The organism is Streptomyces sp. CNZ301 (assembly GCF_004217425.1).
Genome location: NZ_SHLG01000001.1, coordinates 2,915,075 through 2,941,310 on the forward strand (window position 1 = coordinate 2,915,075; position 26,236 = coordinate 2,941,310).

Sequence of the window (26,236 nt, forward strand, 5' to 3'; positions counted from 1 at the left end):
CGGTTGGAATTCCCGCTCAGGTCCTGGCAGGATGCGCGTTCGCATACTTGCGGACGCACCTATTCCGGTCAACTCCGGCCCTGCCGCGAGGTCTGACCTGGACGTCCTTCCGAATCCCGGGGCCTTGACACGCGTTGAGCGCACCGTCTCCCGGGACGGCCCGAGTGCAGACTGAACCGCATGCGCATCGACATGACCGGCGAGGCCGGAGATCCCGGTCGCCCCAATGAGGACTACGCCTCGGCGGCTCTCCCCTCCACGGGAGAGGGCGGCGCGCTGGTGGTGCTGGACGGTGTGACGCCCCCGCGGGACGACGCCGGATGCACACACGGAGTGCCGTGGTTCACGGCCCGGCTCGGCGGCGCGCTGCTCGAACTGGCCACCTCACGGCGCGAATTGACGCTCCGCCGGTGCCTCTCCGAGGCCATTTCCCGTACCGCTGCCGACCACTCTTCAACCTGTGACCTTTCTCACAGGCGTACGCCGCAAGCCACTGTCGTCACGGCCAGGTGGGACGAGCGGAGCGTCGAGTACCTGGTTCTATCGGACTCCGTGCTGGTCATGGAGCATCCCCGCGGCTCCGTGACACCCGTGCTCGACTCCCGGCTGAACGAACTGCCCCCGCACATCGGCTCGTTGCGACGCCGTGTACGTGAACTGCCGGAGGGAAGCGCGGAGCGCGGCGCGGCGAAGGCCGAGTACGTCAGCGCGGTCGAGGCACTGCGCAACGCCCCCGGGGGCGAGGGTTTCTACACCGCCGCCGCCGACCCCGCCGTCGCCTCGCTCGCCGTCACGGGCAGCGCACGGCGGGCGGACGTTCGGGCACTGATGGCGCTCACCGACGGCGCCGCGCGCTGGAGCGAGGTGTTCCGGCTCGGCGACTGGGCCGCGCTCCTCGGGCTCGTACGCGAGGAGGGCAGCGAGGCGCTGGTGGCCCGCGTACGGGAGGCGGAGCGCGCCGATCCGCACGGCGCCGCGCACCCGCGCGGCAAGAGGCACGACGACGCCTCGGTGGTCTTCGCCGAGCTCGGAACGGCCGCACAGGCGGCCCGTCCGACGACACGCCGACCGGTCAGGGGTCCACGTCCGACAGGGAGTTGAGCTGGTGCAGCAGCCGCGCAAGCTCGGCGATCTCTGCGGGGTCCCAGGTGGCGAGCTTGCGCACCCACTCGTCCCGCCGCGCCTCCCGCACCGCCCGGAAGCGGTCGCGGCCCTGCGGGGTCAGGTGCACGAGTGAGGCGCGGCCGTCGTCCGGGTCGGGGGCCCGGGTGATCAGCCCGAGGTTCTCCAGCACCCTCAACTGCCTGCTGATGGTGGCCTTGCCGACCCCGAAGTAGGCGGCGAGGGCGGTGGCCCGCTGCGCGCCTCCCTCGTCGAGCCGCACGAACAACCCGTACGCGGCGGGCTCCAGTTCGGGGTGGACCTCGCGGGCCAGCTCGCCGGAGAAGGCGCGTGCACGCCGCAGAAACACCGTCAATTCCCGTTCCAGGTCCAGCAGTTCGGGCGCATGCTGCCGCATGGACTCATCCACCTGTGCGCTCTCTTCCGTCATTCTCGCGGAAAGTTCCCGTTGCGGACCGCCGATCGTCCCAGCTCCGGCGGAGTTTCGCAGGTGTGGACCACCGACGGGAGAGCTGTCCGTCTTCCCCGGCTATGTCTACGCGCGTACCGTAAAAGACATGACATGCCCACACCAGTTCGGGCATGGCGCAGCCCCCCGCACCGCACCCCGCTCCAATCCCCACATCCGTCCCCCCACGGTTTCGGAGGCAGCGATGCCAGGTCATGGACCACGCAAGGCCCGCCGCAGGCGAGGAATCCTCTACGCGGCGGCGCTGTTCACATCCGCGCTCGCCCTGCTCGTCACCGCACCCGGTGCGGCGAGCGCGGCCCCGAACGACACCGGCCCCCTCAAGCCCGGCGAAGCCTCGATGGGCGTGGGCGTGCGGATGCACGAGGGGGGCGACCCCACCGACGGCACACCGCCCAGGACCCTGGACGCGACCGTCCACGGCGTCGACGTGAGCAGCCATCAGGGCAACGTCAGCTGGTCGACCCTCTGGAACAGCGGCGTCAGGTGGGCCTACGTCAAGGCGACGGAAGGCACGTCGTACCAGAACCCCTACTTCGCGCAGCAGTACAACGGCTCGTACAACGTCGGGATGATCCGCGGCGCATACCACTTCGCGCTGCCCGGCAACTCCAGCGGCGCCGCACAGGCCAACTACTTCGCGGACCACGGCGGCGGCTGGAGCAAGGACGGCAAGACCCTGCCCGGCGTGCTCGACATCGAGTACAACCCGTACGGCTCCACCTGCTACGGGCTGAGCCAGAGCGCCATGGTCAGCTGGATCCGGGACTTCACCGACACCTACAAGGCACGCACCGGCCGCGACGCCGTGATCTACACGACGACGGACTGGTGGACGCAGTGCACCGGCAACAACGGCGGCTTCGGCAGCACCAACCCGCTGTGGATCGCGCGCTATGCCTCCTCGCCCGGCACGCTCCCCAACGGCTGGGGCTACTACACGTTCTGGCAGTACACCTCGACCGGACCGACCGTCGGCGACCACAACCTGTTCAACGGTGCGATGGACCGGCTGCAGGCACTCGCCAACGGATGACGTGACGCCGCACCACGCGGCGCCGCGGCGAACCGGGCGGGCCGGTCACGCCCGCCGCACGACGCCGCACCGGCGAGCCGGGCGAGCCCGGCGACAAAGCGCCGGCGCGGCGGTCCCAGCCGGGAGGGGGTGCCCGGTGGCGGTGTGACACCGCCACCGGGAGCTCCCGACCCACCACGCCGGGGATCTTGAAACTTCCGCCACGTCAGGGATCTTGCATCTTCCGCGAATCTGCCGGGGCCTCAGCTCCTGCCCGGCTTCGTGGTGTTCCTGCCCGGGGCGGAGCCGGTCGCGTCGCAGCGCGGGACGCTGCCGGGCGGCGCGCAGTCGGTGGGCGTGTTCCCGAAGACGGCGCTCTTGACGAGGTTCAGTTGTGCCGTCCGGGCCGTCGAGCCCCACGCCCCGACGCGCCCCCCGTCACCGACGCACGACGCCGCGCCGGCGAGGAACGCCGACGCGGCGGGCGGACGGGGGCGGGTCGAGGCTCCCGACGGCAGGGTCAGGCCGCCACGGGAAATTCCCGTTCAGCGGCCGGGCAACCGGACTCGGCCGGTGTCAGGGCCAGTTCCAGCACCTGGCGGATGTCGGAGAGCGGACGCACGTCCAGTCCCTCCAGCACCTCTTCCGGCACGTCGTCCAGGTCGGGCTCGTTCCGCTTGGGGATCACGACCGTCGTGACTCCGGCGCGGTGCGCCGCGAGCAGCTTCTGCTTGACGCCGCCGATGGGCAGCACCCGACCGGTCAGCGAGACCTCGCCGGTCATCGCCACGTCCGTGCGCACCTGGCGGCCGCTCAGCAGCGACGCCAGCGCGGTCGTCATGGTGATGCCCGCGCTGGGCCGTCCTTGGGCACGGCGCCCGCCGGCACGTGCAGGTGGATTCCGCGGTCCTTCAGATCGGCGACGGGCAGTTCCAGCTCCGCGCCGCGTGAGCGCAGATACGACAGGGCGATGTGTGCGGACTCCTTCATCACGTCACCGAGCTGCCCGGTGAGGGTCAGCCCGGAGCCGCCTGTCTCCGGGTCTGCCAGCGACGCCTCGACGAAGAGCACGTCGCCGCCCGCGCCGGTGACCGCGAGCCCGGTCGCCACGCCCGGCACGGACGTACGCCGCTCCGCCGGGTCCTGGGCGGACTCGGGGGTGTGGTGCGGGCGTCCGATCAGCGAGCGCAGCTCGTCCGCGCCGACGGTGAAGGGCAGCTCGCGCTCGCCCAGTTCGTGCTGGGCCGCGACCTTGCGCAGCACCCGGGCGACCGAGCGCTCCAGGTTCCGCACGCCCGCCTCCCGTGTGTACTCGCCGGCGAGCCTGCGCAGCGCGCCGTCCTCCAGCAGGACCTCGTCGGCCGCGAGTCCGGTCCGCTCCAGCTGGCGGGGCAGCAGGTGGTCACGGGCGATGGTGACCTTCTCGTCCTCGGTGTATCCGTCGAGCTGGACGAGCTCCATGCGGTCCAGCAGCGCCTCCGGGATCGCCTCCATGACGTTGGCGGTGGCGAGGAAGACCACGTCGGACAGGTCGAGTTCGACCTCCAGGTAGTGGTCCCTGAAGGTGTGGTTCTGCGCCGGGTCGAGGACCTCCAGCAGAGCCGAGGACGGGTCGCCCCGGAAGTCGGCGCCGAGCTTGTCCACCTCGTCCAGGAGCACGACCGGGTTCATCGAGCCGGCCTCCTTGACGGCGCGCACGATGCGGCCCGGCAGCGCGCCGACGTACGTGCGCCGGTGACCGCGGATCTCCGCCTCGTCACGGACGCCGCCGAGGGCGACGCGGACGAACTTGCGTCCCATGGCACGCGCGACCGATTCTCCGAGCGAGGTCTTGCCGACCCCGGGCGGCCCGGTCAGCGCCAGCACGGCGCCGCCGCGGCGGCCGCCCACGACCCCGAGACCGCGCTCCTCGCGCCGCTTGCGCACCGCGAGGTACTCGGTGATGCGCTCCTTGACGTCCTGGAGGCCGGCGTGATCGGCGTCCAGTACGGCCTGGGCGCCGCTGATGTCGTAGGCGTCCTCGGTGCGCTCGTTCCAGGGCAGCTCCAGGACGGTGTCGAGCCAGGTGCGGATCCAGCCGCCCTCGGGCGACTGGTCGGAGGCGCGCTCCAGCTTCTCCAGCTCCTTGAGCGCGGCCTTGTGCACGTGCTCGGGCAGGTTCGCGGCCTCGACGCGGGCGCGGTAGTCCTCGCCCTCGTCCTCGGGGTCGCCGTTCAGTTCGGCGAGTTCCTTGCGTACGGCGTCGAGCTGGCGGCGCAGCAGGAACTCGCGCTGCTGCTTGTCGACGCCTTCCTGGACGTCCTTCGCGATCGACTCGGCCACGTCCTGTTCGGCGAGCTGGTCGCGCAGCGTCCGCACCGCGAAGCGGAGCCGCTCCAGCGGGTCGAGGGTCTCCAGGAGGGTGATCTTCTGCTCGGTGGACAGGAAAGGCGAGTATCCGGCGTTGTCCGCGAGACGGCCGGGGTCGTCGATCTGCTGGAGACGGTCCACGATCTGCCATGCGCCGCGTTTGCGGAGCCAGTCCGTGGCGAGCGCCTTGTACTCGGTCATCAGCTCGGCCGTGGCGGCACCGGCACCGTCGTTCTCCCCCGTCCCTCCGGTCTCTCCGGGGTCACCGGCGGACACGGGCTCCTCGATGAGGACGCCCTCTTTCCACAGGGCCTCACCGGGACCGCTCGTGCCGGAGCCGACGCGCACCCGCTGCCGGCCGCGGATGAGGGCTCCCGGATCACCGTCGGCCAGCCGCCCGACCTGTTCGACACGGCCGAGCACGCCGATCTCCCCGTAGCGGCCCTCCACCCGGGGCACGAGCAGCACCTCGGGCTTCTCCCCCTTGCCGGCGGCGGCCCGCGCGGCCTCCACCGCCCCCCGCACCTCGCTGTCGGACAGGTCCAGCGGCACCACCATTCCCGGGAGCACGACCTCGTCGTCGAGGGGCAGCACGGGCAGGGTGAGCGGTGTGGACGTCGAAGCCATGATCTCTCCCTCGGCAGGCAAGTTGAGCTATGCCCACTCAATGCTTGCCCGGCCCCGGATGTTCCACGGTGCCGGCCGTGTTCGCCACGAGCGATCACCGCCGCGGCACCGCCTTGCCGCCACGCGGCAGGATGGGCGCATGCCCCAGCCGCACAGCCACAGCACCTCTCACAACACCGCCGGCGCCATCGGCCATACCCGGTCCGGCGGTCATACCGTGACCGGTCCCGGCGGTCAGGGCATGACCGGCCCCGGCGGTGCCCCCGGGGTCGCCCCCGTCGCCGTGTCCGGACCCGGCGCCGGGCAGCCCGTCGTCCTCGACCGCCGCGACGGCCCGAACGGCGAGGTCGTCCTGCGGCAGCACGGGCAGCTGCTCCAGATCATCGCCAACGGCACCTTCCTCATGGACACCTCCGACGGACGCTCCGAGCGCCTGCTCGTGCGGGCGGCGCTGGAGGAGCTGCGCCGCGGACCGCACCGCGAGCCGCCCCGGCTGCTCATCGGCGGGCTCGGCGTGGGCTTCTCGTTCGCGGAGGCGGCGGACGAGCCCGCGTGGGGCCGCATCACCATCGTGGAACGCGAGGAGGCGGTGATCGACTGGCACCGGCAGGACGGGCCCCTCGCGCGGCTGTCGGCCCGGGCGCTGCGCGACCCCCGTACGGAGATCGTGCACGCGGACCTTCTGGATCACCTCGGCCGGGACGCCGTCGGGGCGCAGCCGTTCGACGTGCTGTGCCTGGACATCGACAACGGCCCGGACTGGACCGTCACCGACGGCAACGGCACGCTCTACTCCTCCGGGGGGCTCGCGGCGTGCCGTGCGAGCCTGGCGCCCGGCGGCGTACTGGCCGTGTGGTCGGCGCAGGCCTCCCCGACATTCGAGGAAGCATTGCGGAATGCCGGATTCCAACGAGTTCGCACAGATGAGATCCCCGTCGCCCGAGGCGTCCCCGACGTGGTCCACTTCGCAACCAAACCGGCATAGCCGCAGCCGACACGATCCCCTTACGCTGCTGCAAGCACGCACACAAACAAGCCACGGGGCCATTGCAGGGGCGGGGTCGAATGGACCAGAAGAACATCACACCGACACAAAGCAACAACGCGTCCGCGTCGACGACCCCTGGCGCGCAGCGCAGAATTCTGGTCGTCGAGGACGATCCGACCATCGTGGACGCCATCGCGATGCGGCTGCGCGCCGAGGGATTCCAGGTGCAGACGGCCGGAGACGGCCCCGCCGCCGTCGACACGGCCGAGGCCTGGCAGCCGGATCTGATCGTGCTCGACGTGATGCTGCCCGGCTTCGACGGGCTGGAGGTCTGCCGGAGGGTGCAGTCCCAGCGTCCGGTGCCCGTGCTGATGCTCACGGCACGGGACGACGAGACCGACATGCTCGTCGGGCTCGGCGTCGGCGCGGACGACTACATGACGAAGCCGTTCTCCATGCGCGAGGTCGCCGCCCGGGTGCACGTACTGCTGCGCCGCGTCGAGCGCGCCACTCTCGCCGCGCACACACCGCGCAGCGGCATACTCCGCCTCGGCGAGCTGGAGATCGATCACTCACAGCGCCGGGTCCGGGTCACCGGTGAGGACGTGCACCTCACACCCACCGAGTTCGACCTTCTGGTCTGCCTCGCGCACTCGCCGCGGGCCGTGCTCTCGCGCGAGCAGCTGCTGGCCGAGGTGTGGGACTGGGCGGACGCCTCCGGCACGCGCACCGTCGACAGCCACATCAAGGCCCTGCGCCGCAAGATCGGCGCGGAGCGCATCCGCACGGTGCACGGCGTGGGCTACGCGCTCGAGACGCCCTCGTCGGGGTCGAACTCGGCGAACGCGGCCTCCGGCGCGGAGGGCGGCGCCGGTTACCCGGCAGCCGCGGACGGCTCCTGACGGGCGGCGCCGCGACGTGACAGATGTACCTGATACGTCGTCCGCGCGCCGGGCGGTCCGCGTCCCGCGCACCACGGTCCGCGCCACCGGGAGGTTCCTGGGGCGCGGGCTGCGCGCCCTGGGGCGCCTGAACCAGCGCCTGCGCCGGCGCTGGGAGCCCGTCTGGGTGGGCTGGCTGGACCGGATCTGGGAGGGGCTGCGCCCACTCGACCCGTACCGCTCGGTGAAGGCGGCACTGGGCGCGCTGGTGATCGTCTCTGTGGTGATCACCACGCTGCTCGCGCTCTTCGCGGTCAACTCGGCGACCGAGCTGCGCGTGATCACCATCATCTCGATCATCGCCTCGCTGCTGATCACCCAGTTCGTGGCGCAGTCGCTGACGGCCCCGCTGGACGAGATGACGGACGCCGCCCGGGCCATGGCCGACGGCGACTACTCGCGCCGCGTGCGCGGCGACCGCAGGGACGAGTTCGGCGAACTCGCCGAGACCTTCAACCAGATGGCCGCCGACCTGGAGGCCGTCGACCAGCACCGCAAGGAACTCGTCGCCAACGTCTCGCACGAACTGCGCACACCCATCGCGGCGCTGCGGGCGGTGCTGGAGAACGTCGTGGACGGGGTCTCCGACTCCGACCCCGAGACGATGCGCATCGCACTCCAGCAGACGGACCGTCTGGGCCGGCTCGTGGAACACCTGCTCGACCTGTCGCGCCTGGACAACGGTGTCGTCCCGCTGCACTCGCGCCGCTTCGAGGTGTGGCCGTATCTGGCGGGGGTGCTCAAGGAAGCCAACATGAGCAAGGGGCAGGGACATTCACGTACGGACGTCCATCTGCACCTCGACGTCTCCCCGCCCGAACTGACGGCCTATGCGGACGCGGAGCGGCTGCATCAGGTCGTCGCCAACCTCATCGACAACGCGGTCAAGCACAGCCCGCCGCACGGACGCGTCACGGTCCGCGCACGCCCGGGAGCGACGCCGGAGAGCCTCGAAGTGGAGGTGCTCGACGAGGGCCCCGGCATCCCCGAGTCGGAGCGCGCACACGTCTTCGAGCGCTTCAACCGCACGAAGGCCGCCGAGGCGTCGTCGCAGCGCGGCGCGGGCGACGGCGGCACCGGGCTCGGCCTGGCGATCGCACGCTGGGCCGTCGACCTGCACGGGGGCTGGATCAGGGTCGCCGAGTCGCCTCGCGGCTGCCGCATCCAGGTCACCCTTCCGGGCGTGGAGGAGGCGCAGGGCTGACGTAGCCTCGAAGCCGGGGGCCGGGCGGGAGAGCGGGGCGGGACGAGCGCCACCCGGAGAGTGGGACGCGGAGCCCGGGCCGGCAGTTCCACTCTGCGGCGAACCTCGGTTGTTTCCCATCGCGTCATGCGCCGAAACCGGGCCCGAGATGTGACTTCCGTGACGACAACCGGGGCTGGACTGCAAGTCATGCGGGTAGAGGCGTAGCCTTTGTTCCCGCTGTCCACCATCTAAGGAACGCGGAAGAGGGCGGTTGCCGCCGTGTCGTCACAGTCCCCCGAAAGCTCGAGCGTCTCGACCCAGCAGGACGGTCAGGGAAGCGATCCCGCCGCCGTGTTCGGGCCAAACGAGTGGCTCGTCGACGAGATCTACCAGCAGTACCTCCAGGACCCGAACTCGGTAGACCGAGCCTGGTGGGACTTCTTCGCCGATTACAAGCCGGGCGCCGAGGCCACGGGAACCGTGGGAGAGCCCGCGGCAGCCCCGACCACTCCGCCGAGCGCCGCAGCCGGCACCTCGGGAGTGGCCGCCGGTCCCGCGCACGCCGCGCCGGCGAAGCCCGCCGGGGCCGCCGCGCCCACGAAGGCCGCGCAGCCGAAGCCTGCGGAGGCGAAGCCCGCGCAGAGCAAGGCGCCGGCGAGGCAGGCGCCCGCCAAGCCCGCTCAGGGCCAGAAGGCCAAGGAGAGCGCGCCGGCCAAGCCCGCGGAGGGGAAGCCCGCCCAGGGCGGCGGAGGGGCCGAGCAGCCCTCCGCTCCGGAATACGTGCCGATGCGCGGCCCGTCCGCAGCCGTCGCGAAGAACATGAACGCCTCACTGGAGCTGCCGACCGCCACCTCGGTGCGCGCCGTCCCGGTGAAGCTGCTCTTCGACAACCGCATCGTCATCAACAACCACCTCAAGCGCGCCCGCGGCGGCAAGGTGTCCTTCACGCACCTGATCGGCTACGCCATGGTGCAGGCGCTCAAGGCGATGCCGTCGATGAACTACTCCTACACGGAGAAGGACGGCAAGCCGACGCTGGTCAAGCCCGACCACGTCAATCTGGGCCTCGCGATCGACCTGGTGAAGCCGAACGGCGACCGCCAGCTCGTCGTCGCCGCCATCAAGAAGGCCGAGACGCTCACCTTCTTCGAGTTCTGGCAGGCCTACGAGGACATCGTCCGCCGGGCCCGCAACAACAAGCTGACGATGGAGGACTTCTCCGGCGTCACCTGCTCCCTCACCAACCCCGGCGGCATCGGCACCGTCCACTCCGTGCCGCGGCTGATGCCCGGCCAGGGCCTGATCCTCGGTGTCGGCGCGATGGAGTACCCGGCCGAGTTCCAGGGCACCTCGCAGGACACCCTCAACCGGCTCGGCGTCTCCAAGGTGATGACGCTGACCAGCACCTATGACCACCGGGTCATCCAGGGCGCCGCCTCCGGCGACTTCCTGCGCATCGTCAGCAAGCTGCTGCTCGGCGAGGAGCGCTTCTACGACGAGATCTTCAAGGCGCTGCGCATCCCGTACGAGCCGGTGCGCTGGAACCAGGACATCGACGCCTCTCACGACGACGACGTCACCAAGGCCGCCCGCGTCTTCGACCTGATCCACTCCTACCGGGTGCGCGGCCACATCATGGCCGACACCGACCCGCTGGAGTACAAGCAGCGCAAGCACCCCGACCTGGACATCACCGAGCACGGGCTCACGCTGTGGGACCTGGAGCGGGACTTCGCCGTCGGCGGCTTCGCCAACAAGTCGATGATGAAGCTGCGCGACATCCTCGGCGTGCTGCGCGACTCGTACTGCCGGACCACCGGCATCGAGTACATGCACATCCAGGATCCGAAGGAGCGCAAGTGGATCCAGGACCGCGTCGAGCGTCCGCACACCAAGCCTGAGCGGGACGAACAGCTGCGCATCCTGCGCCGGCTGAACGCTGCCGAGGCGTTCGAGACGTTCCTGCAGACCAAGTACGTGGGTCAGAAGCGCTTCTCGCTGGAGGGCGGCGAGTCCGTCATCCCGATGCTGGACGCCGTTCTGGACGCGGCCGCCGAGGCCCGTCTGGACGAGTGCGTGATCGGCATGGCCCACCGCGGCCGGCTGAACGTGCTGGCCAACATCGTCGGCAAGTCCTATGCGCAGATCTTCCGCGAGTTCGAGGGCAACCTCGACCCGAAGTCCATGCACGGCTCCGGCGACGTGAAGTACCACCTGGGCGCCGAGGGCACCTTCACGGGTCTCGACGGCGAGCAGATCACGGTCTCGCTGACCGCCAACCCCTCCCACCTGGAGGCCGTCGACCCGATCGTCGAGGGTGTCGCGCGCGCCAAGCAGGACATCATCGGCAAGGGCGGCACGGACTTCACGGTTCTGCCCGTGCAGCTGCACGGGGACGCCGCCTTCGCGGGCCAGGGTGTCGTCGCCGAGACGCTGAACATGTCGCAGCTGCGCGGCTACCGCACCGGCGGCACGGTCCACATCATCGTCAACAACCAGGTCGGCTTCACCGCCGCGCCCGAGTCGGCGCGCTCGTCGATGTACTCCACCGACGTGGCCCGGATGATCGAGGCGCCGATCTTCCACGTCAACGGTGACGACCCGGAGGCCGTCGTCCGTGTGGCGCGGCTGGCCTTCGAGTACCGGCAGGCGTTCAACAAGGACGTCGTCATCGACCTGATCTGCTACCGGCGCCGCGGTCACAACGAGACCGACAACCCGCAGTTCACGCAGCCGCTGATGTACAACCTGGTCGACAAGAAGCGCTCGGTGCGCAAGCTCTACACCGAGTCCCTGATCGGCCGCGGCGACATCACGCTGGAGGAGGCCGAACAGGCGCTCCAGGACTTCCAGGGCCAGCTGGAGAAGGTCTTCACCGAGGTGCGGGACGCCGCGAACGCCCCCGCCCCGGCCGAAGTCCCGCAGCCCGAGGCCGAGTTCCCGGTCCACATCGAGACCGGTGTCGGCCAGGAGGTCGTCAAGCGGATCGCCGAGTCCCAGGTCAACATCCCCGACCAGGTCACCGTCCACCCGCGGCTGCTTCCGCAGCTCCAGCGGCGCGCGGCGATGATCGAGGACGACACGATCGACTGGGGCATGGGCGAGACCCTGGCCATCGGCTCGCTGCTGATGGAGGGCACGCCGGTCCGGCTGTCCGGTCAGGACTCCCGCCGCGGCACGTTCGGGCAGCGGCACGCGGTGCTGCTCGACCAGAACACCGGCAACGACTACACGCCGCTGCTGTACCTGGCGGACGACCAGGCCCGCTTCAACGTCTACGACTCGCTGCTCAGCGAGTACGCGGCGATGGGCTTCGAGTACGGCTACTCGCTGGCGCGTCCCGAGGCGCTGGTGATGTGGGAGGCGCAGTTCGGCGACTTCGCCAACGGCGCGCAGACGGTCATCGACGAGTTCATCACTTCCGCCGAGCAGAAGTGGAACCAGACCTCCGGTGTGACGCTGCTGCTGCCGCACGGCTACGAGGGCCAGGGGCCGGACCACTCCTCGGCCCGCATCGAGCGGTTCCTCCAGCTGTGCGCGCAGAACAGCATGACGGTCGCCATGCCGTCTCTGCCGTCGAACTACTTCCACCTGCTGCGCTGGCAGGTCCACAACCCGCACCACAAGCCGCTGGTCGTCTTCACGCCGAAGTCGATGCTCCGACTGAAGGCCGCGGCGTCGAAGACGGCGGAGTTCACCGAGGGCGGCTTCCGGCCGGTCATCGGCGACAACTCGGTCGACCCCTCCGACGTGCGCAAGGTCGTCTTCTGCTCCGGCAAGGTCTACTACGACCTGGACGCCGAGCGGCAGAAGCGGGGTCTGACGGACACCGCCATCATCCGGCTCGAGCGGCTCTACCCGCTGCCCGGCAAGGAGATCCAGGGCGAGATGGCGCGCTACAGCGGCGCGGAGAAGTTCGTCTGGGCGCAGGAGGAGCCGGCCAACCAGGGTGCGTGGCCGTTCATCGCGCTCAACCTGGTGGACCACCTGGACCTGATCATCGGCTCCGAGCCGGTCCCCAACGCGGACCGGCTGCGCCGGGTGTCGCGCCCGTCGTCCTCCTCCCCCGCCGTCGGCTCCGGCAAGCGGCACCAGGAGGAGCAGCAGCAGCTGATCCAGGAGGTCTTCGACCTCTGACCGCGCGTCATCCGGCAAGCGGCGGCCGGTAGTTCGCAAGGGCCCCGCCCGATCCCCTCCGGGATCGGGCGGGGCCCTTTTCTGTTCACGTACCGCGTCCGCAACGAATCTTGCCCGGGGCCATGTCGCACAACTTGCAATGCAATCTGCAGCTACCTCTAGTCATGCAAGGCTTGTTGCACTAGCTTTCCCCTCCAAGGCGTACGGCGCGCATACGCCACAGGCATCCCCACAACACCCACAGCCAGGCATTCCGTATGTCAGGAGCACTCATGCGCATCATGTCCCCAACGGGGCATCTCGGCTTCACCCCCATCGAATCGGGAAGTTTCCACACCGGCGTGCGGACCCGGCCCGACGCGATAGTCGCCGACTCCGGATCGGCGGACATCGGCCCCTATCCGCTCGGCGCCGACCTCGCCCACAGCCCCGAGGAATGGCAGCGCCACGACCTCGAGCTCTGCCTCACCGCCGCCCGCGAGCTCGACGTACCGCTCGTCATCGGTTCCGCCTCCGACACCGGGTCGGACCGCGGCGTGGACCTCTACGTCCGCCTCATCTCCGAGATCGCCGCCGAGCGGGACCTGGCTCCCTTCCAGCTGGCTGTGATCAGATCCAGCGTCGACGTCGCCCGCCTCGGCGAAGCGCTCGCCGGCGGCGTGCCGATCCAGGGCCTCAACGGCCGCCCGGACGCCGACGACGGGACGCTCGCCCGCACGGACCGCGCCGTCGCGGTGATGGGGGTGGAGCCGATCAAGGCAGCGCTGGACGCGGGTGCCGATGTCGTCGTCACCGGCCGCGCCTGCGACTCGGCCCTCTTCGCGGCGGTCGCGGAGAGCCGCGGCGGCATACCCCGCGGCCCGGCACTCCTCGCGGGGAAGCTCCTGGAGTGCGCATCGTTCTGCGCCGAGCCGTTCATGGGCAAGGAGTCCGTGATCGGAGAGGTGGACGCCGACGGCGTGACTCTGGAACCCATGCATCCGCAGCAGCGGTGCACCCCGGCGTCGGTGGCCAGCCACGGGATGTACGAGCGCGTGGACCCTTACGCCGAGTACGTGCCGGGCGGCCATCTCGACATGCACGACCTGCACTTCGAGCAGACCGACGAGCGCCGTACGCGGGTGACCGGGGCGGTCTGGCGTCCGTCGGAGACGTACGCCGTCAAGATCGAGGGCTCGGGCCGTACGGGCGAACGAGCCTTGTCGATCATGGGAATCCGGGACCCCTACACCCTCTCCAGGCTCGACGACGTCATCGCCTGGAGCCGCATGAAGCTGGCCGAGCGGTACGGCACCCCCGAGGAACGCGGCTACGCGGTCCACTTCCACGTCTACGGGCGCGACGGGGTGATGGGCCACCTCGAGCCCGCCCCTGTGGTGGAGGGCCACGAGGTCGGCATCGTCGTGGAGGCGGTCGCCGCGACCGCCGAGGCCGCCGAGGAGGTCTGCACTCTCGCCGCGCGCAACCTCTTCTACGCACGGCTTCCCGACGTCAAGGGCACGGCCGGCGGGGCGTCGTTCTTCTCGGACGAGGTACTGCGCGGCCGGCCCGCGTACGAGTGGACGCTCAACCACACCCTCGCCCTCGACCTCCCCGGAGCGGAGCCGGTCAAGGCGCTGGGGCTCTTCCGCACAGAGATCACGACGGTCGGCAAGCAGCAGGCGGTGGCCCGATGAAGCTCTCAGAACTCGCCTCGACCATCCGGTCCAAGAACGCGGGCGTGGACCACATCACCTTCGATGTGATCTTCCGGGACACCGGCAACTTCCGGCGCACGGTCGACTCCGGCGCCCTGTCGCCGGCGACGGTCGCCGAGCTGTACCGCGTCGCACCCGAGCGTGTGACCTCCTTCGTCGTGTACGAGCCGGGCCAGGCCATCAAGTTCACGATCCGCCGCAGGTCCCCGGCCGGTTCGGCGGGAGAGCCGGACCCGTTCGGCTCCCAGTGCTACCCGCCGCTCTTCGACGTCGAAGTGCCCTGACAGTGGAGGCGATCAAGGTGCCGCACAGGCCAGCAGCCAGGAGCGGACCCGTACCCGCCCCCGCACCCGGATCGCCGGTGCCCGGAGGGACCGGCACCGAGGCGCCGCTGCTCGAAGTGAGCGGGCTGAGCGTGCAGTTCGGCCGGGTGCGGGCGGTCACCGACGCCGGTTTCTCCGTCAGGCCGGGCGAATTCCTCGGCATCGTGGGCGAGTCCGGCTCGGGCAAGAGCGTCACCGCGCGCGCCGTACTGGGCCTGCTGCCGTCGCACGCCCGCGTCAGCGGCAGCATCACCTTCCGCGGGGAGCAACTGGTCGGCGCCGGTACCCGGAGGCTGCGCGCGCTGCGCGGCGGTGAGATCGGCCTGGTCTTCCAGGACGCGCTGGCCGCCCTCGACCCCGTGTACACGGTCGGCGACCAGCTCGTCGAAGCGCTGCTCGCGCACCGTCCGATGAGCCGGGGGCGGGCGCGTGAACGGGCGGCCGAGTTGCTGAACGAGGTCCGCATTCCGCGACCGCGGGAATGCCTCGACCGCTATCCCCATCAGCTGTCGGGCGGTCAGCGGCAGCGTGTGGTGATAGCCACGGCCCTGATCGCCGACCCGGATCTGATCATCGCGGACGAGCCGACCACCGCCCTGGACGTCACGGTGCAGGGCGAGGTCCTGGATCTGCTCGCGTCCATCTGCGAACAGCGCGCCGCCGCCGTCGTACTGATCACGCACGACCTCGCCGTCGTCGCGGAGACCTGCGACCAAGTGGCCGTGTTCTACGGAGGGATCGTCGCCGAGGCCGGGCCGGCGCTCCCCCTCTTCGACGAACCGCGGCACCCGTACACGCGGGCGCTGCTGAGGGCGCTTCCGCGCCTGGGCGACCCGACCCCGTTCGAGGCGATCCCGGGAACCCCCTTGCAGGTCGTCGACCGGCTGGACTCCTGCCCGTTCGCGCCCCGGTGCGTGCGGGCCGCCGACGACTGCCTCGACGGCGTACCCGCCGAGCGCGCGCTCGGAGAGCGGCGGCATCGCTGCCTTCACTCACTGGAGGCCTCACCATGAACGCGGACACGACCGCGATCCTCGAGGTCCGCGACCTCGTGAAGACCTACGGCGCCGGCCGGGGGCTGCTCGCCCGGGGTTCCGCGACGCGCGCGGTGAACGGCGTGTCGTTCACCGTCCGGCGGGGCAGCACCTTCGGTCTGGTCGGCGAGTCGGGCTCCGGGAAGTCGACCACCGCGCGCATCGTCTGCAGGCTCGCCTCCGCCGACAGCGGTCAGGTGCTGCTGGAGGGCGAGGACGTTCTGCGTGCGCGGGGCGCCCGGCTGACCGGCTTCCGCAGACGGGTGCAGATGGTTTTCCAGGACCCCTTCGCCTCCCTCAACCCCCGCTGGAAAGTGGGCTCGCTGGTGGCGGAGGGCATGCGCATCCACGGTCTCGTGCCGTCCGCTCAGCGGCGCGAGCGGGCCGTGGAGCTTCTTGAACAGTGTGGGCTGCGGGCCGACGCGGTCGACCGGTACCCGCACGAGTTCTCCGGTGGCCAGCGGCAGCGCATCGGCATCGCCCGCGCGCTCGCCGTGGAGCCCGACCTGATCGTGCTGGACGAACCCGTATCGGCCCTCGACGTCTCCATCCAGGCCCAGATCCTGACCCTGCTGACGAGGCTTCAGCAGCAGCTCGGCCTCACGTACCTCTTCATCGCACACGACCTCGCCGTCGTCGAGCAGTTCTGCGATCGGGTCGCCGTGATGCGCTCCGGCGAACTGCTGGAGGAGGGCTCCCCCGCAGAGGTCTACAGCAACCCGCGGCACCCGCACACGCGGCTGCTGCTCGACGCGGTGCCGGTGGCCGACCCGCGTCGCCGCCGTCACCGCGCACCACTCCAATCGCTGGAGGAAAACCATGCTTCACAGCCGTAAGTCACCGAAGTCCCGCTCCGCCGTCCGGAAGACCGCCCTCCCTGTCGTCGCCGGTGCACTGCTGGCCACGGCCGCCTGCTCGGGCGGAACAAGCTACGACAAGGACGCGGCCGGGGACGGCGGCGGCAAGAACAACGACACCCTGACGGTCGCGACCACCGCGGACATCAGCACGATGGACCCCGCGATGCACCGCGACCGCACCAACCAGGCCGTCATCCGCAACGTGTTCAACGCGCTGGTCGGCCAGGACAGCGACCTCAAGCCGGTGCCCGAGCTGGCCACGTCCTGGAAGCAGACCGACTCCAGGACCTGGAAGTTCACCCTCCGGAAGGGCGTCACGTTCCACAACGGCGAGAAGTTCGACGCCGAGGCCGTCAAGTACAGCCTGGAGCGGGTGCTGGACGAGAAGCAGGGCTCACCGCGCGCGGACATGCTGTCGGTGATCTCCGAGATCCGGGCCGAAGACCCGCAGCACGTGGAGATCCGCACGAAGGAGCCCGCACCCACCCTCCTGGCCGGACTCTCGGTGAACGAGATCGTCCCGCCCGACTACGTCGAGAAGGTGGGCGACAAGAAGTTCGCCGCCAAGCCCGTGGGCACCGGCCCGTTCACCTTCAAGGACTGGCAGCCCAACGAGCGGATCACTCTCGAAGCCAACCGCAAGTACTGGGACGGCGCCCCCAAGGTCGGCCGGGTCGTCTTCCGCCCGGTGCCCGAGGTGTCGGCACGGATAGCCGCCCTCAAGTCCGGTGACGCCGACATCGCGGCGGAGATACCCCCGGACCAGGCCAAGGAACTCACCGGCGACGTGAAGGCGGCCAAGGCGGACGGCACCCGCATCTTCTACCTGGCCATGAACGTCACCAAGAAGCCCTTCGACAACCGCGGCGACCGTGTCGCCGTGAACCGGGCCGTCGACCGCGAAGCTCTCGTCACCTCGCTCTACCAGGGCAACGCCCGGCCCCTCGACCAGCCCGCGTTCCCCGAAATGAAGGGCTACGACGAGGACTTCAAGGGCGTGGGCCACGACGCGGCGGCCGCGAAGAAGGAACTGGCGGACGCGGCCGGAACGCCGGTACGCATCGACGCCGTGGAAGGGGACAAGACGCTCGCCCAGGCTGTCGCGGGACAACTTGAGAAGGCAGGACTGAAGGCGTCGGTCCGGGTCCTCGAGGAACAGGCCTTCGCGAAGCGCATCGAGAGCGGCGCCAGCCAGGCGCACCTGTCCTCCTGGGGCGTCGCGGAAGGCGACGCGGACGTCATCTTCGCCCGTCACTTCTGGTCGCCGGCCCGCGAGGACGCCGTCTACACCGCGTACGAGGACAAGAAGCTGGACGGTCTGATCAAGCAGGCGCGCGAGGAGGCCGACCAGGAGAAGCGCGAGAAGATCTACGCCGACGCGACGGGGATCGTGATGCGCGACGCGCCCTGGGCGCCGCTGCTCAACCCTCAGGAGATCTACGGGGTTTCCGAGCGGGTGCAGGGCTTCACGCCGTCGTCCATCGGCCGTTTCGAGGTCGCGAAGACGGCGCTGGCACCGTGACCGGGGCCGTTCCCGAGTCCGTGTCCGTGTCCGAGTCCGTGTCCGAGTACGAGTCCGAGTCCGAGTACGAGTACGGGGAGGACGAGCCGATGGGCGCGTTTCCGCTCACGTCCGCGTTCCGGGAGAGGGGTGCGCCACCTTGCTGTCGTACATCCTGAGGCGTGCCGGGCAGACCGCCGTCGTGCTGTTCGGTGTGTCCCTGATCGTCTTCTCGCTCATCCACCTCACCCCGGGCGACCCGGTCGACGCCCTCTACGCCGGTGAGAACGTCACCGCGGCGCAGAAGGACCAGTACAGGCAGAGCCTGGGACTGGACCGGCCGCTGCCGGCGCAGTACGCCGAATTCGCCGGAGGTGCCGTGCAGGGCGACCTGGGCACCTCCGTCCGCCGGGACGTGCCGGTCTGGTCGGAGCTGGCCACCACGCTGCCCGCGACGGTCGAACTGACCCTCGCCGCGCTGCTGGTGGCGGTGCTCATCGCCGTGCCGGTGGCGGTCGTCTCGGCGCAGCGGCAGGGAAGCTTCTGGGACCGCGGCGGCAGCGCGGCAGCGCTGTTCGGCATCTCGATGCCGAGTTTCTGGCTGGGCATCATGCTCATCCTGCTCTTCGCCGTGACCTGGAACGTGCTGCCGTCCAGCGGCCGGCTCGATCTGGGCACGGGGCTGCGGCAGATGACGGGACTGGTGACTCTGGATGCGCTGCTCCAGGGCAACATGGCGGCGCTGCGGTCCGCACTCGCGCATCTTGCGATGCCGGCCGTGGCGCTGGGGGCGGCGATCGCGGCGACGCTCGTACGGGTCCTGCGCTCGGGGCTGCTGGAGGTGAAGGGCCAGGACTTCGTCGAGGCCCTGCACGCCCGTGGCCTCTCGTCGCACCGGGTCATACGGCACATGCTGCGTAACGCGCTTCCGGCGACCGTCACGGTGATGGGTGTCCGCATCGGCACCCTGCTGGGCGGGGCGATCGTCGTCGAGACGGTGTTCTCCTGGCCGGGAGTCGGGCGGCTGATCATCGAAGCGATCCGCGCGCGCGACTACCCCGTCGTGCAGGGCTCCGTGCTGGTGCTCGCGGTGATGTTCACCTTGGTCAACCTGGTGACCGACCTGATACACGCGTGGCTGGACCCGCGCGTGAAGCGCGGGAGGGCGGCGGCATGACTGCCACACAGACCACGGTCCACGCCCGGAAGGCCCCGCCCGGGCCGGGGAAGGTGCTCGGCGCGCCGCGGCGGCTCCACATCCGGCTCGGCCGGTCCTGGGCCGCCACGTCGGCCCTCGCCGTCCTGGTCGCGTTCGTTGTCGTCGGGCTGGCAGCGCCGCTGCTGGCACCGCACGACCCGAACGCGCAGGAGCTGGGATCGCGCCTCCTGCCGCCGCTCTCCCCCGAACACCTCCTCGGCACGGACGTACTGGGCCGCGACGTGCTCTCCCGGCTGCTCCACGGCAGCCAGGTCTCGCTCGTCGTCGGCTTCACCGCAGTCGTCGCCTCCGTGGTGATCGGTGTGACGGTCGGGCTGATCAGCGGCTACCTGGGAGGTGCCGTCGACTCCCTCTTCATGCGGGTCGTCGACGCGTGGCTGGCGTTCCCGTTCCTGCTGCTGGCCATCGCCATCGTGGCCATCCTCGGGCCGGGGCTGCGCAACGTCGTCCTCGCCCTGATCGTCACCGGCTGGGTCGTGTACGCGCGCCTGATCCGCGGCGAGGCTTTGTCACTGCGTGAGCGTGAATACGTGCTCTCCGCACGGGGGTTGGGGGCGTCCCATGTCTCCGTCATGGTCCGCCACATCCTCCCCAACGTCCTCGCGCCGGTGCTCGTCATCGCGACCCTGGAGCTGGGAGTGGTCATCGTGATGGAGGCGTCGCTCTCCTTCCTCGGGCTCGGTGCCGACGCCTCGCAGGCCAGTTGGGGCAGCATGCTCGCGGACGGCAGGGCGTACATCACCACCGCATGGTGGCTCGCGACGCTGCCGGGGCTTGCCATCTTCGCGGTCGTGCTCGCCGTCAACGTCTTCGGCGACGCGCTCCGTGACGTTCTCGACCCGCGATCCCGTCGCCGGGCCCGCAGAGTGATGGAGGATTTGGCATGACCTCCGCCCGGACCCTTGCCGAGGCCCTCGGCCTCAAGTTCGCCGACCTGCCGCCCAAGCAGCAGGTCGTCGCCCAATTCCTCGCCCGCGACCCCGCGTTCGTCGCTTTCGCCTCCGCGGCCGAAGTGGCGCGGCACACCGGGGTGGACACCGCGACGGTCGTACGCACGTGCCAGAACCTCGGTTACGACGGCTGGCGCGAGCTCCACCAGGAGGTGAAGCGAAACGTCAACCAGCGGCGTACGTTCGCGGACCGCGTGGCCACGCTGGAGACCCCGGCCGAACAGCTCACCGACCGCGTCTTCGAGGTCGCCGCGAACAACGTCACCGCAACCCTGCAGAACCTCGACCACGAGGCCCTGGAATCGGCGGCGCGGGCGGTCTCCGGGGCGAACCTGGTGGTGGTCGCCGCCGGAGGGGTGTCCAGCGGGCCGGGACAGTATCTGGCCTCCTCCCTCCAGATCATCGGCCTGCGAGCGGTGCTCACCACCGGTGCCGGCGACGCGGCACCGGCAATCGCGCCGGTCCGGGACGGCGACGTGGTGATCGGCATCAGCATGTGGCGCTACCTCAAGGCCACCGTGCAGACCCTCGAACACGCCCTGCGCACCGACGGAGTCACGGCTGTGGCGATCACCGACAGCCCCGTCGCCCCTGCCGCCGTGACCGCCGACCACATACTCACCGCGCAGACGGAGACCGCCGGGCCGCGCCTGGGCCTCACCGGGATCATGGCGCTGCTCGAAGTGCTCGTCGCCCGCGTGGCGCTGCTCGACCCCGAGCGCAGCCGCAGGGCGAGCCGCGCCGCGGACGAGCTGTACTTCGCCGACAACGTGCTCGCACCCCCGAAGGAGGACGATGAGCGGCTCTGAGTACGGCGCACGGGGCGCGTGGCCTCAAGTCCCTTCCAGGGAGGGCCCGTTGGCAGGGGTGAGGATCCTCGACCTCAGCCGCATCCTCGCCGGCCCGTTCGCCACGATGCAGCTTGCCGACCTGGGCGCCGACGTTCTCAAGGTCGAAAGCCCGCAGGGCGACGAGACGCGCCGCTGGGGCCCGCCGTTCACCGACGACGGGACCGCCGCGTACTTCACCGGCGTCAACCGCAACAAGCGCTCCGTCACGCTCGACCTCACCGACCCGGAAGCGCGAGAGACGGCACGAACCCTCGCCGCCGCCGCGGACATCGTCGTCGACAACTTCCTGCCGGGCAGGATGGAACGCTTCGGGCTCGACCACCGCACCGTCTCCGCCGCCAACCCCCGCGTCGTCACCTGCACCATCACCGGGTACGGCAGCGACACGGCCTGGGCCGGTCTGCCCGGGTTCGACTTCCTCGCCCAGGCGATGGGCGGGCTGATGGCCGTCACCGGGCCGCAGGGCGGCGCCCCGACCAAGACCGGCGTCGCCATCGCCGACCTCCTCGCAGGGCTGTACGCCACCGCCGGCATGCTCGCGGCGCTGCGCCGGCGGGACGAGACGGGCCGCGGCGGCCACGTCGAAGTGTCGTTGCTGGACGCCGTGGTGGGCTCCCTGGCGAACCAGGCGTCCGGCTATCTGGCCACCGGCCGCGAACCGCAGCGGCTCGGCAACGCGCACCCGAGCATCGTCCCGTACGAGACGTTCGCGGCGGCCGACGGCCCTGTCGCGATGGGCGTGGGCACCGACCGGCAGTTCGCGCGGCTCGCCGGCGTGCTCGGGCTCGCCGGGCTCGCCGAGGACCCGCGCTTCGTCACCAACGCCGACCGCGTCGCGCACCGCGCCGAGCTGAAGAGCATCCTGGAGCGTGAACTCGGGCAGCACCCACGGGATCACTGGCTGAATCTGCTGCGCACCGCCGGGGTTCCGGCCTCTCCCGTCAACACCCTCGCCGAGGTCTTCGCCGACCCCCTCGTCCGCGACCGGCTCGTCGACGTCTCGACGGGCTCGCCCCAGATACGCTCGCCGCTCCGGGTGGACGGCCGCCCCGCGCCCGTCCGCACACCGCCGCCGGCACTCGGCCAGCACAACGACGAGGTGCGGACGGCGGTCGGCGGCAGCGCCCGCAGGCCGGCAGGGGCCGTCCGGGCCGCGGTCGGCCAGTTCGCTCCCGTGACCGGCAGGACCGAGGAGAACCTGTCCGTCGTACGGGAGTTGATCGTCTCCGCCGCGGACTCCGGAGCGCGGCTGCTCGTCCTCCCCGAGTACAGCCTCAGCGGATACGACCGCGCATGGGTGGCCGAAGGAGCCCCCGGCGGAGGCTCCGACGTCCACGGCGAGGTCTTCACCGACCTGGCCCGCACCTGTGAACTCCACGGAATCTCCGTGGTGATGGGCGAGCTGGAGCGCTCGGACGGACGGCTCTTCAGCACCTCGGTCGTCCTCTCCGGCGGCGCGGTCGCGGCGGTGCACCGCAAGACGACACTCACCGAGCAGGAGGCCGCACACGGACTCCGGCCGGGGGACGTGGCCGCAAGTCCCGTCTCCCTGCCGGGCCTTCCGCTGCCCGTGGGCCAGATGGTCTGCTTCGAGCACGGATTCCCCGAGATCGCGCTCGACCTCGCCCTCGCCGGTGCGGGAGTGCTGGCGATCTCCTCCCTGATCGGGACCGGGCACGAATACCTTCGCAACCTGCGCACCCGTGCCCGCGCCCAGGACAACGGCGCATACGTCCTGGCGGCCAACGCAGCGGGCCGCGGCTGGTGCGGGGCCTCGATGATCGTGAACCCGCGCGGCGACGTCGTCGCGCTCGCGGACCGGGACGCACAGGGAATCGTCTGCGCCGACATCGATCCGTCCCTGGTCGCGCAGGAGCGCGGCGCGGAGCCCGTACTGCGGCTGCGCCGTCCCGGGCTCCGTCCGGCCCCGGAGGCGGGGGCTCAGCCCACGTAGGGCTCGTAGTCCCAGTAGGGGCGCGCCCGTTGGCGGGCGGAGAGCGTGTGCGGATGCTGGGCACCCAGGGTGCGGGTGAGGCGTTGCAGCGCGTCCTCCTCCTGCTTGCCGGCCTCCGTGTGCTCCCGCACCGCACGCAGGTCCGCAGCCAGAGCGACCTGACTGGAGAGCGTGAAGGGGTGGTCCTCGCCCAGCACCCGCCTCGCGCGGTCCAGGGTCTCCCGGCTCAACTCCAGCGCCTCGTCGAGCCGTCCGGTGAAGTTGCGCCCGCACGCGGCGTTCAGGGCGCAGCCCAGCGTTGCCGGGTGGGCGTCGCCGAGCCGGGTCCGCAGGCCTACGAGCGCCTGCTCGAACATGTTCAGCGCGCCGTCCCGGTCCCCCTCGGCCTGCATGACGAGCCCGATGTTGGACTGCATGCCGGTGGAGACGGGGTGCCCCGGTCCGAGCAGTCTGCGGTACCCCTCCTCCGCCTCGGTGAGCAGCTCGCGCGCCGGCGCGAGATTCCCGCGTGCGCGCAGATAGTTGCCGTAGTCGGTGATCAGGGCGAACGTCGCGAAGTGGCTGCGTCCCGCGGTCTGTTGCTGCTGTTCCAGCAGGCTCGCGAGTACCGCCCCGCTGTCCTGCTTGGTGGAGCCCGCGCGGCGCTCGCACAGGACGAGGTTGTGCCGTGCCCACAGCGTCGCGGGGTGCTGGGCCCCGAGCACCTGAACGTGCCGTCGCACGCTCTGTTCCTGGCGGGCGAGTGCTTCCTGGTACCGCCCCATCAGACGCAGGTCGCGGGCACAGGCGCTGGCGGAGCTGAGCGTGTTGGGGTGACGGTGGCGCAGCAGCGTCTCGCGTTTGCGCAGCGTTTCCAGGTCGACCTCGTACGCCTCGGCGTAACGGCCGAGCAGCCGGAGCCCCGTGGCGAGGTTGTGGTGGGCCAGCAGCGTGGTCCAGTCGTCCGGGCCGAGCAGACGGTCCGCGGTGGAGACGACCTCCCGCTGCATCTGCAGGGCCTCGGCGTACTGCCCCAGGAAACGCTGATCGGCGGCGAGGCAGCTGGTGGCGGTCATCAGCTCCTCCTCGTCGGTCCCGGACGCGGCGCGCAACCGCTCCAGGCGGCTGCTGTCCAGGTCGTACGCCTCCTGGAACCGCCCGCTCGCGCGGAGGATGTTCCCCTGGATCGTGGTGAGTTCGAGCAGGGGAGGGGCGTCGGGCCGAAGGATCTGCGACCACTGCTCGCGGACCTGGTCGGCCAGCTCGACCCCGGCCCGGTACTCGCCCCCGGCGTAGCAGTACCGCACGCAGTTCAGCACCAGGGCCTGGGACCGCGGCTCGTCGCTGGCCAGCGCACCGGAGCTGCCCAGGTGCGGGAGCAGTTCGGCGTAACCGGCCCAGTTCCTGCTGTCGCCGGGCGCGCCCGGGTCGGCCAGGATGAGGAGGTTCCGCACGACCTGACGGTAGGCGTCGCGGTCCGGGGACGCCGTGAGGTCGTCGACGATGCCGTGCACCACTCGGTGCATGTGCACTGATTCGCGTTCGGGACCTTCCTCGCTGCCCGCGTTGCCGCGCGCTTCCCTCGTCAGGACCGAGTAGTTGACGAGGGTGTCCAGGGCCCGTGCCCACGCCGGACGGTCCGTCGCGATCCACTTCAGGTTCTCGGGCAGGTCGGCGGTGCTCAGTCCGCGCACCAGGCCCAGGGGGATACGCCCGGGCGCGAAGGCGCAGCACAGCCTGAGCAGTTCGATGGTGTGCGGCTCGGTCTGCCGCAGCCTGTTGATCAGTATCGACCAGGAAATGAGCGAGGAGTCGGGATAGTCGGTGAGCACCGAGCCCCCGGCGGTGCCGTCCATGCTGCCCTGCCGCACCATGCGCAGGTACTCCCCGGCGTCCATCTCGGACTCTCCGAGCCAGGCCGCTGCCTGCGCCATCTGAAGCGGCACGTCCTCGAACTCGCCGGCGACCTGCTCCGCTTCGTGCGCGCTGACGTGCGGTGCCCGGCGCATCAGATAGCCGGTCGACTCGGCGCGCAGGAAACCCTTCACGTCGACGACCTCTGTCGCTTCGCTCCACGAGCGGTTGCGCGAGGTGATCAGCACATGGCCGGTGCCGCCCTGCGGAAGGTACTGCGCGGCTTCCTCGGTCTCCTCCCAGCCGTCGAAGACGAGCAGCCAGCGGCCGTACGGCTCGCCTCTGCGCAGGGCCTCCCGCACGGCGCGGATGCGTTCACCGGGCCCCGAGCTCTTGGCCGTGCCGAGTTCGACGGCGAGCTCACCGAACCTGTCTCGCAGTGTGTTGCGCTGGTCGGAGTTGATCCACCAGATCACGTCGTAATCGGGGCTGAAGCGGTGCGCGTACTCGACGGCGATCTGGGTCTTGCCGATGCCGGACATGCCGACGAGGGCGCAGGCGGCCGCCCCCTGACGGGCGTCGGTGAGGCGTTGCTGGATGCCGTTGAGCAGCTCGTCGCGTCCGGTGAACTGACTGTTGCGGCGCGGGACTTCGCCCCAGACCGCCACCGGGTCGTTGGGGAAGCGCGAACCGCGTCCGCCCTGACGCAGCAAGGGCTGTGCGAGCGGGGTGAGACCGAGACGGGCGAACAGCCGGCGCTCGGCCTCGTCCTCGCCCACTCCGTACAGGTCGGCCGGTTCGAGGACGGCGGTGGCGGGCAGCAACGGGCGGTTGGTGAGGTTGACGGCCGCGAATCGTTCCGCGTTGTCGCGCACGAACCCCCGGAGCACCGTGTTCCACTCACCGTCGGGGCGCGGCCCGAGCTGGAAGAACCAGTCGCTGAGCACCAGCAGAACCCGCCCCCTGGCCAGCAGCAGGTCGCTCAGCGCCTCCTCCAGCGGCTGCTCACGTGACGGGTCCCACCGCTGGAGCACGGTTCGGTGCCCGTGGCTCTCCAGACGGTGGGCGAGCCAGGTCGCCCACGACCGGTGATAGCCGGGAAAGGCCACCGTGATGTGCTGCGGTTCCTGCCCGGGGTCCCCCGGGACAGTGCCCCCGTACCGCTGCTCGGCCATGGGCG

The 26,236-nt window shown here is 70.7% G+C and carries 17 protein-coding genes and 1 pseudogene; 15 read left to right on the forward strand and 3 right to left on the reverse strand.

Features of this window, described 5'->3' with window-relative positions:
• Positions 1–180 precede the first annotated feature (180 nt).
• Entirely contained in the window at positions 181–1,101 is a 921-nt protein-coding gene (locus EV375_RS12445) for a protein phosphatase 2C domain-containing protein (RefSeq protein WP_130299499.1), read from the forward strand.
• Here the strand turns inward: EV375_RS12445 and EV375_RS12450 are convergent.
• Positions 1,073–1,552, reverse strand: a complete 480-nt coding sequence (locus EV375_RS12450) for a MarR family transcriptional regulator (RefSeq protein WP_130299500.1) — start codon at positions 1,550–1,552, stop codon at positions 1,073–1,075. The two genes, EV375_RS12445 and EV375_RS12450, sit on opposite strands and share 29 nt — an antisense overlap.
• Before the next feature lie 223 nt (positions 1,553–1,775).
• On the opposite strand from EV375_RS12450, the gene EV375_RS12455 reads away from it, so the two are divergent.
• On the forward strand, positions 1,776–2,627 hold the full coding sequence (locus EV375_RS12455; RefSeq protein ID WP_130299501.1) for a lysozyme: 852 nt from the start codon (positions 1,776–1,778) through the stop codon (positions 2,625–2,627).
• Between the two features lie 499 nt (positions 2,628–3,126).
• Here EV375_RS12455 and lon read toward each other — a convergent pair.
• Positions 3,127–5,582, reverse strand: a pseudogene (gene lon, locus EV375_RS12460) (endopeptidase La).
• 241 nt (positions 5,583–5,823) lie between these two features.
• On the opposite strand from lon, the gene EV375_RS12465 reads away from it, so the two are divergent.
• The 13 genes from EV375_RS12465 to EV375_RS29095 all read left to right on the forward strand — a co-directional run bounded on the left by EV375_RS12465 (position 5,824) and on the right by EV375_RS29095 (position 23,223).
• Positions 5,824–6,567: a spermidine synthase family protein gene (locus tag EV375_RS12465; protein ID WP_486588728.1), complete on the forward strand. Its 744-nt coding sequence runs from the start codon at positions 5,824–5,826 to the stop codon at positions 6,565–6,567.
• Between the two features lie 80 nt (positions 6,568–6,647).
• Positions 6,648–7,472, forward strand: a complete 825-nt coding sequence (locus tag EV375_RS12470) for a response regulator transcription factor (RefSeq protein ID WP_055486074.1) — start codon at positions 6,648–6,650, stop codon at positions 7,470–7,472.
• Positions 7,473–7,611: 139 nt separating this feature from the next.
• Complete coding sequence (locus EV375_RS12475; protein ID WP_130301800.1) at positions 7,612–8,715, forward strand: sensor histidine kinase; 1,104 nt, start codon at positions 7,612–7,614, stop codon at positions 8,713–8,715.
• A 261-nt stretch (positions 8,716–8,976) separates the two neighbouring features.
• Complete coding sequence (locus tag EV375_RS12480; RefSeq protein WP_130299502.1) at positions 8,977–12,834, forward strand: multifunctional oxoglutarate decarboxylase/oxoglutarate dehydrogenase thiamine pyrophosphate-binding subunit/dihydrolipoyllysine-residue succinyltransferase subunit; 3,858 nt, start codon at positions 8,977–8,979, stop codon at positions 12,832–12,834.
• A 272-nt stretch (positions 12,835–13,106) separates the two neighbouring features.
• The gene (locus tag EV375_RS12485; protein WP_130299503.1) at positions 13,107–14,510 is read left to right on the forward strand and encodes an acyclic terpene utilization AtuA family protein; all 1,404 of its coding nucleotides are present in this window, start codon (positions 13,107–13,109) and stop codon (positions 14,508–14,510) included.
• Positions 14,507–14,815 carry a DUF4387 domain-containing protein gene (locus EV375_RS12490; protein ID WP_055486077.1) on the forward strand — a complete coding sequence of 103 codons (309 nt, stop codon included), beginning with the start codon at positions 14,507–14,509 and terminating at the stop codon, positions 14,813–14,815. Before EV375_RS12485 ends, EV375_RS12490 begins: the two co-directional genes overlap by 4 nt.
• A gap of 77 nt (positions 14,816–14,892) precedes the next feature.
• Positions 14,893–15,867: an ABC transporter ATP-binding protein gene (locus EV375_RS12495; RefSeq protein ID WP_165434721.1), complete on the forward strand. Its 975-nt coding sequence runs from the start codon at positions 14,893–14,895 to the stop codon at positions 15,865–15,867.
• A complete protein-coding gene (locus EV375_RS12500; RefSeq protein ID WP_130299505.1) occupies positions 15,864–16,724 on the forward strand; it encodes an ATP-binding cassette domain-containing protein in 861 nt (286 codons plus the stop codon). The genes EV375_RS12495 and EV375_RS12500 overlap by 4 nt, the downstream gene beginning before the upstream one ends.
• Complete coding sequence (locus EV375_RS12505; protein ID WP_130299506.1) at positions 16,708–18,270, forward strand: ABC transporter substrate-binding protein; 1,563 nt, start codon at positions 16,708–16,710, stop codon at positions 18,268–18,270. The genes EV375_RS12500 and EV375_RS12505 overlap by 17 nt, the downstream gene beginning before the upstream one ends.
• Positions 18,271–18,409: 139 nt before the next feature.
• Positions 18,410–19,426 (forward strand): ABC transporter permease, encoded by a 1,017-nt coding sequence (locus EV375_RS12510; protein ID WP_130299507.1) that lies wholly within the window; start codon positions 18,410–18,412, stop codon positions 19,424–19,426.
• Positions 19,423–20,355 (forward strand): ABC transporter permease, encoded by a 933-nt coding sequence (locus EV375_RS12515; protein WP_130299508.1) that lies wholly within the window; start codon positions 19,423–19,425, stop codon positions 20,353–20,355. Before EV375_RS12510 ends, EV375_RS12515 begins: the two co-directional genes overlap by 4 nt.
• Entirely contained in the window at positions 20,352–21,227 is an 876-nt protein-coding gene (locus tag EV375_RS12520; protein WP_130299509.1) for a MurR/RpiR family transcriptional regulator, read from the forward strand. The genes EV375_RS12515 and EV375_RS12520 overlap by 4 nt, the downstream gene beginning before the upstream one ends.
• 58 nt (positions 21,228–21,285) lie before the next feature.
• Positions 21,286–23,223, forward strand: coding sequence for a CoA transferase (locus EV375_RS29095; RefSeq protein WP_486588729.1), 1,938 nt, complete (start codon positions 21,286–21,288; stop codon positions 23,221–23,223).
• Here the strand turns inward: EV375_RS29095 and fxsT are convergent.
• Positions 23,211–26,231 carry an FxSxx-COOH system tetratricopeptide repeat protein gene (gene fxsT / locus EV375_RS12530; RefSeq protein ID WP_130299510.1) on the reverse strand — a complete coding sequence of 1,007 codons (3,021 nt, stop codon included), beginning with the start codon at positions 26,229–26,231 and terminating at the stop codon, positions 23,211–23,213. The genes EV375_RS29095 and fxsT overlap by 13 nt on opposite strands.
• Positions 26,232–26,236: the final 5 nt, after the last annotated feature.

What these genes read in the sequence shown, in the direction of transcription:
- EV375_RS12470 (WP_055486074.1), top strand. Translation starts at nt 6,648, where the DNA reads ATGGACCAGAAGAACATCACACCGACACAAAGCAACAACGCGTCCGCG.
- EV375_RS12515 (WP_130299508.1), top strand. Translation starts at nt 19,423, where the DNA reads ATGACTGCCACACAGACCACGGTCCACGCCCGGAAGGCCCCGCCCGGG.
- EV375_RS12500 (WP_130299505.1), top strand. Translation starts at nt 15,864, where the DNA reads ATGAACGCGGACACGACCGCGATCCTCGAGGTCCGCGACCTCGTGAAG.
- EV375_RS12485 (WP_130299503.1), top strand. Translation starts at nt 13,107, where the DNA reads ATGCGCATCATGTCCCCAACGGGGCATCTCGGCTTCACCCCCATCGAA.
- fxsT (WP_130299510.1), bottom strand. Translation starts at nt 26,231, where the DNA reads ATGGCCGAGCAGCGGTACGGGGGCACTGTCCCGGGGGACCCCGGGCAG.
- EV375_RS12445 (WP_130299499.1), top strand. Translation starts at nt 181, where the DNA reads ATGCGCATCGACATGACCGGCGAGGCCGGAGATCCCGGTCGCCCCAAT.
- EV375_RS12455 (WP_130299501.1), top strand. Translation starts at nt 1,776, where the DNA reads ATGCCAGGTCATGGACCACGCAAGGCCCGCCGCAGGCGAGGAATCCTC.
- EV375_RS12450 (WP_130299500.1), bottom strand. Translation starts at nt 1,552, where the DNA reads ATGACGGAAGAGAGCGCACAGGTGGATGAGTCCATGCGGCAGCATGCG.
- EV375_RS12465 (WP_486588728.1), top strand. Translation starts at nt 5,824, where the DNA reads ATGACCGGCCCCGGCGGTGCCCCCGGGGTCGCCCCCGTCGCCGTGTCC.
- EV375_RS12520 (WP_130299509.1), top strand. Translation starts at nt 20,352, where the DNA reads ATGACCTCCGCCCGGACCCTTGCCGAGGCCCTCGGCCTCAAGTTCGCC.
- EV375_RS12505 (WP_130299506.1), top strand. Translation starts at nt 16,708, where the DNA reads ATGCTTCACAGCCGTAAGTCACCGAAGTCCCGCTCCGCCGTCCGGAAG.
- EV375_RS12490 (WP_055486077.1), top strand. Translation starts at nt 14,507, where the DNA reads ATGAAGCTCTCAGAACTCGCCTCGACCATCCGGTCCAAGAACGCGGGC.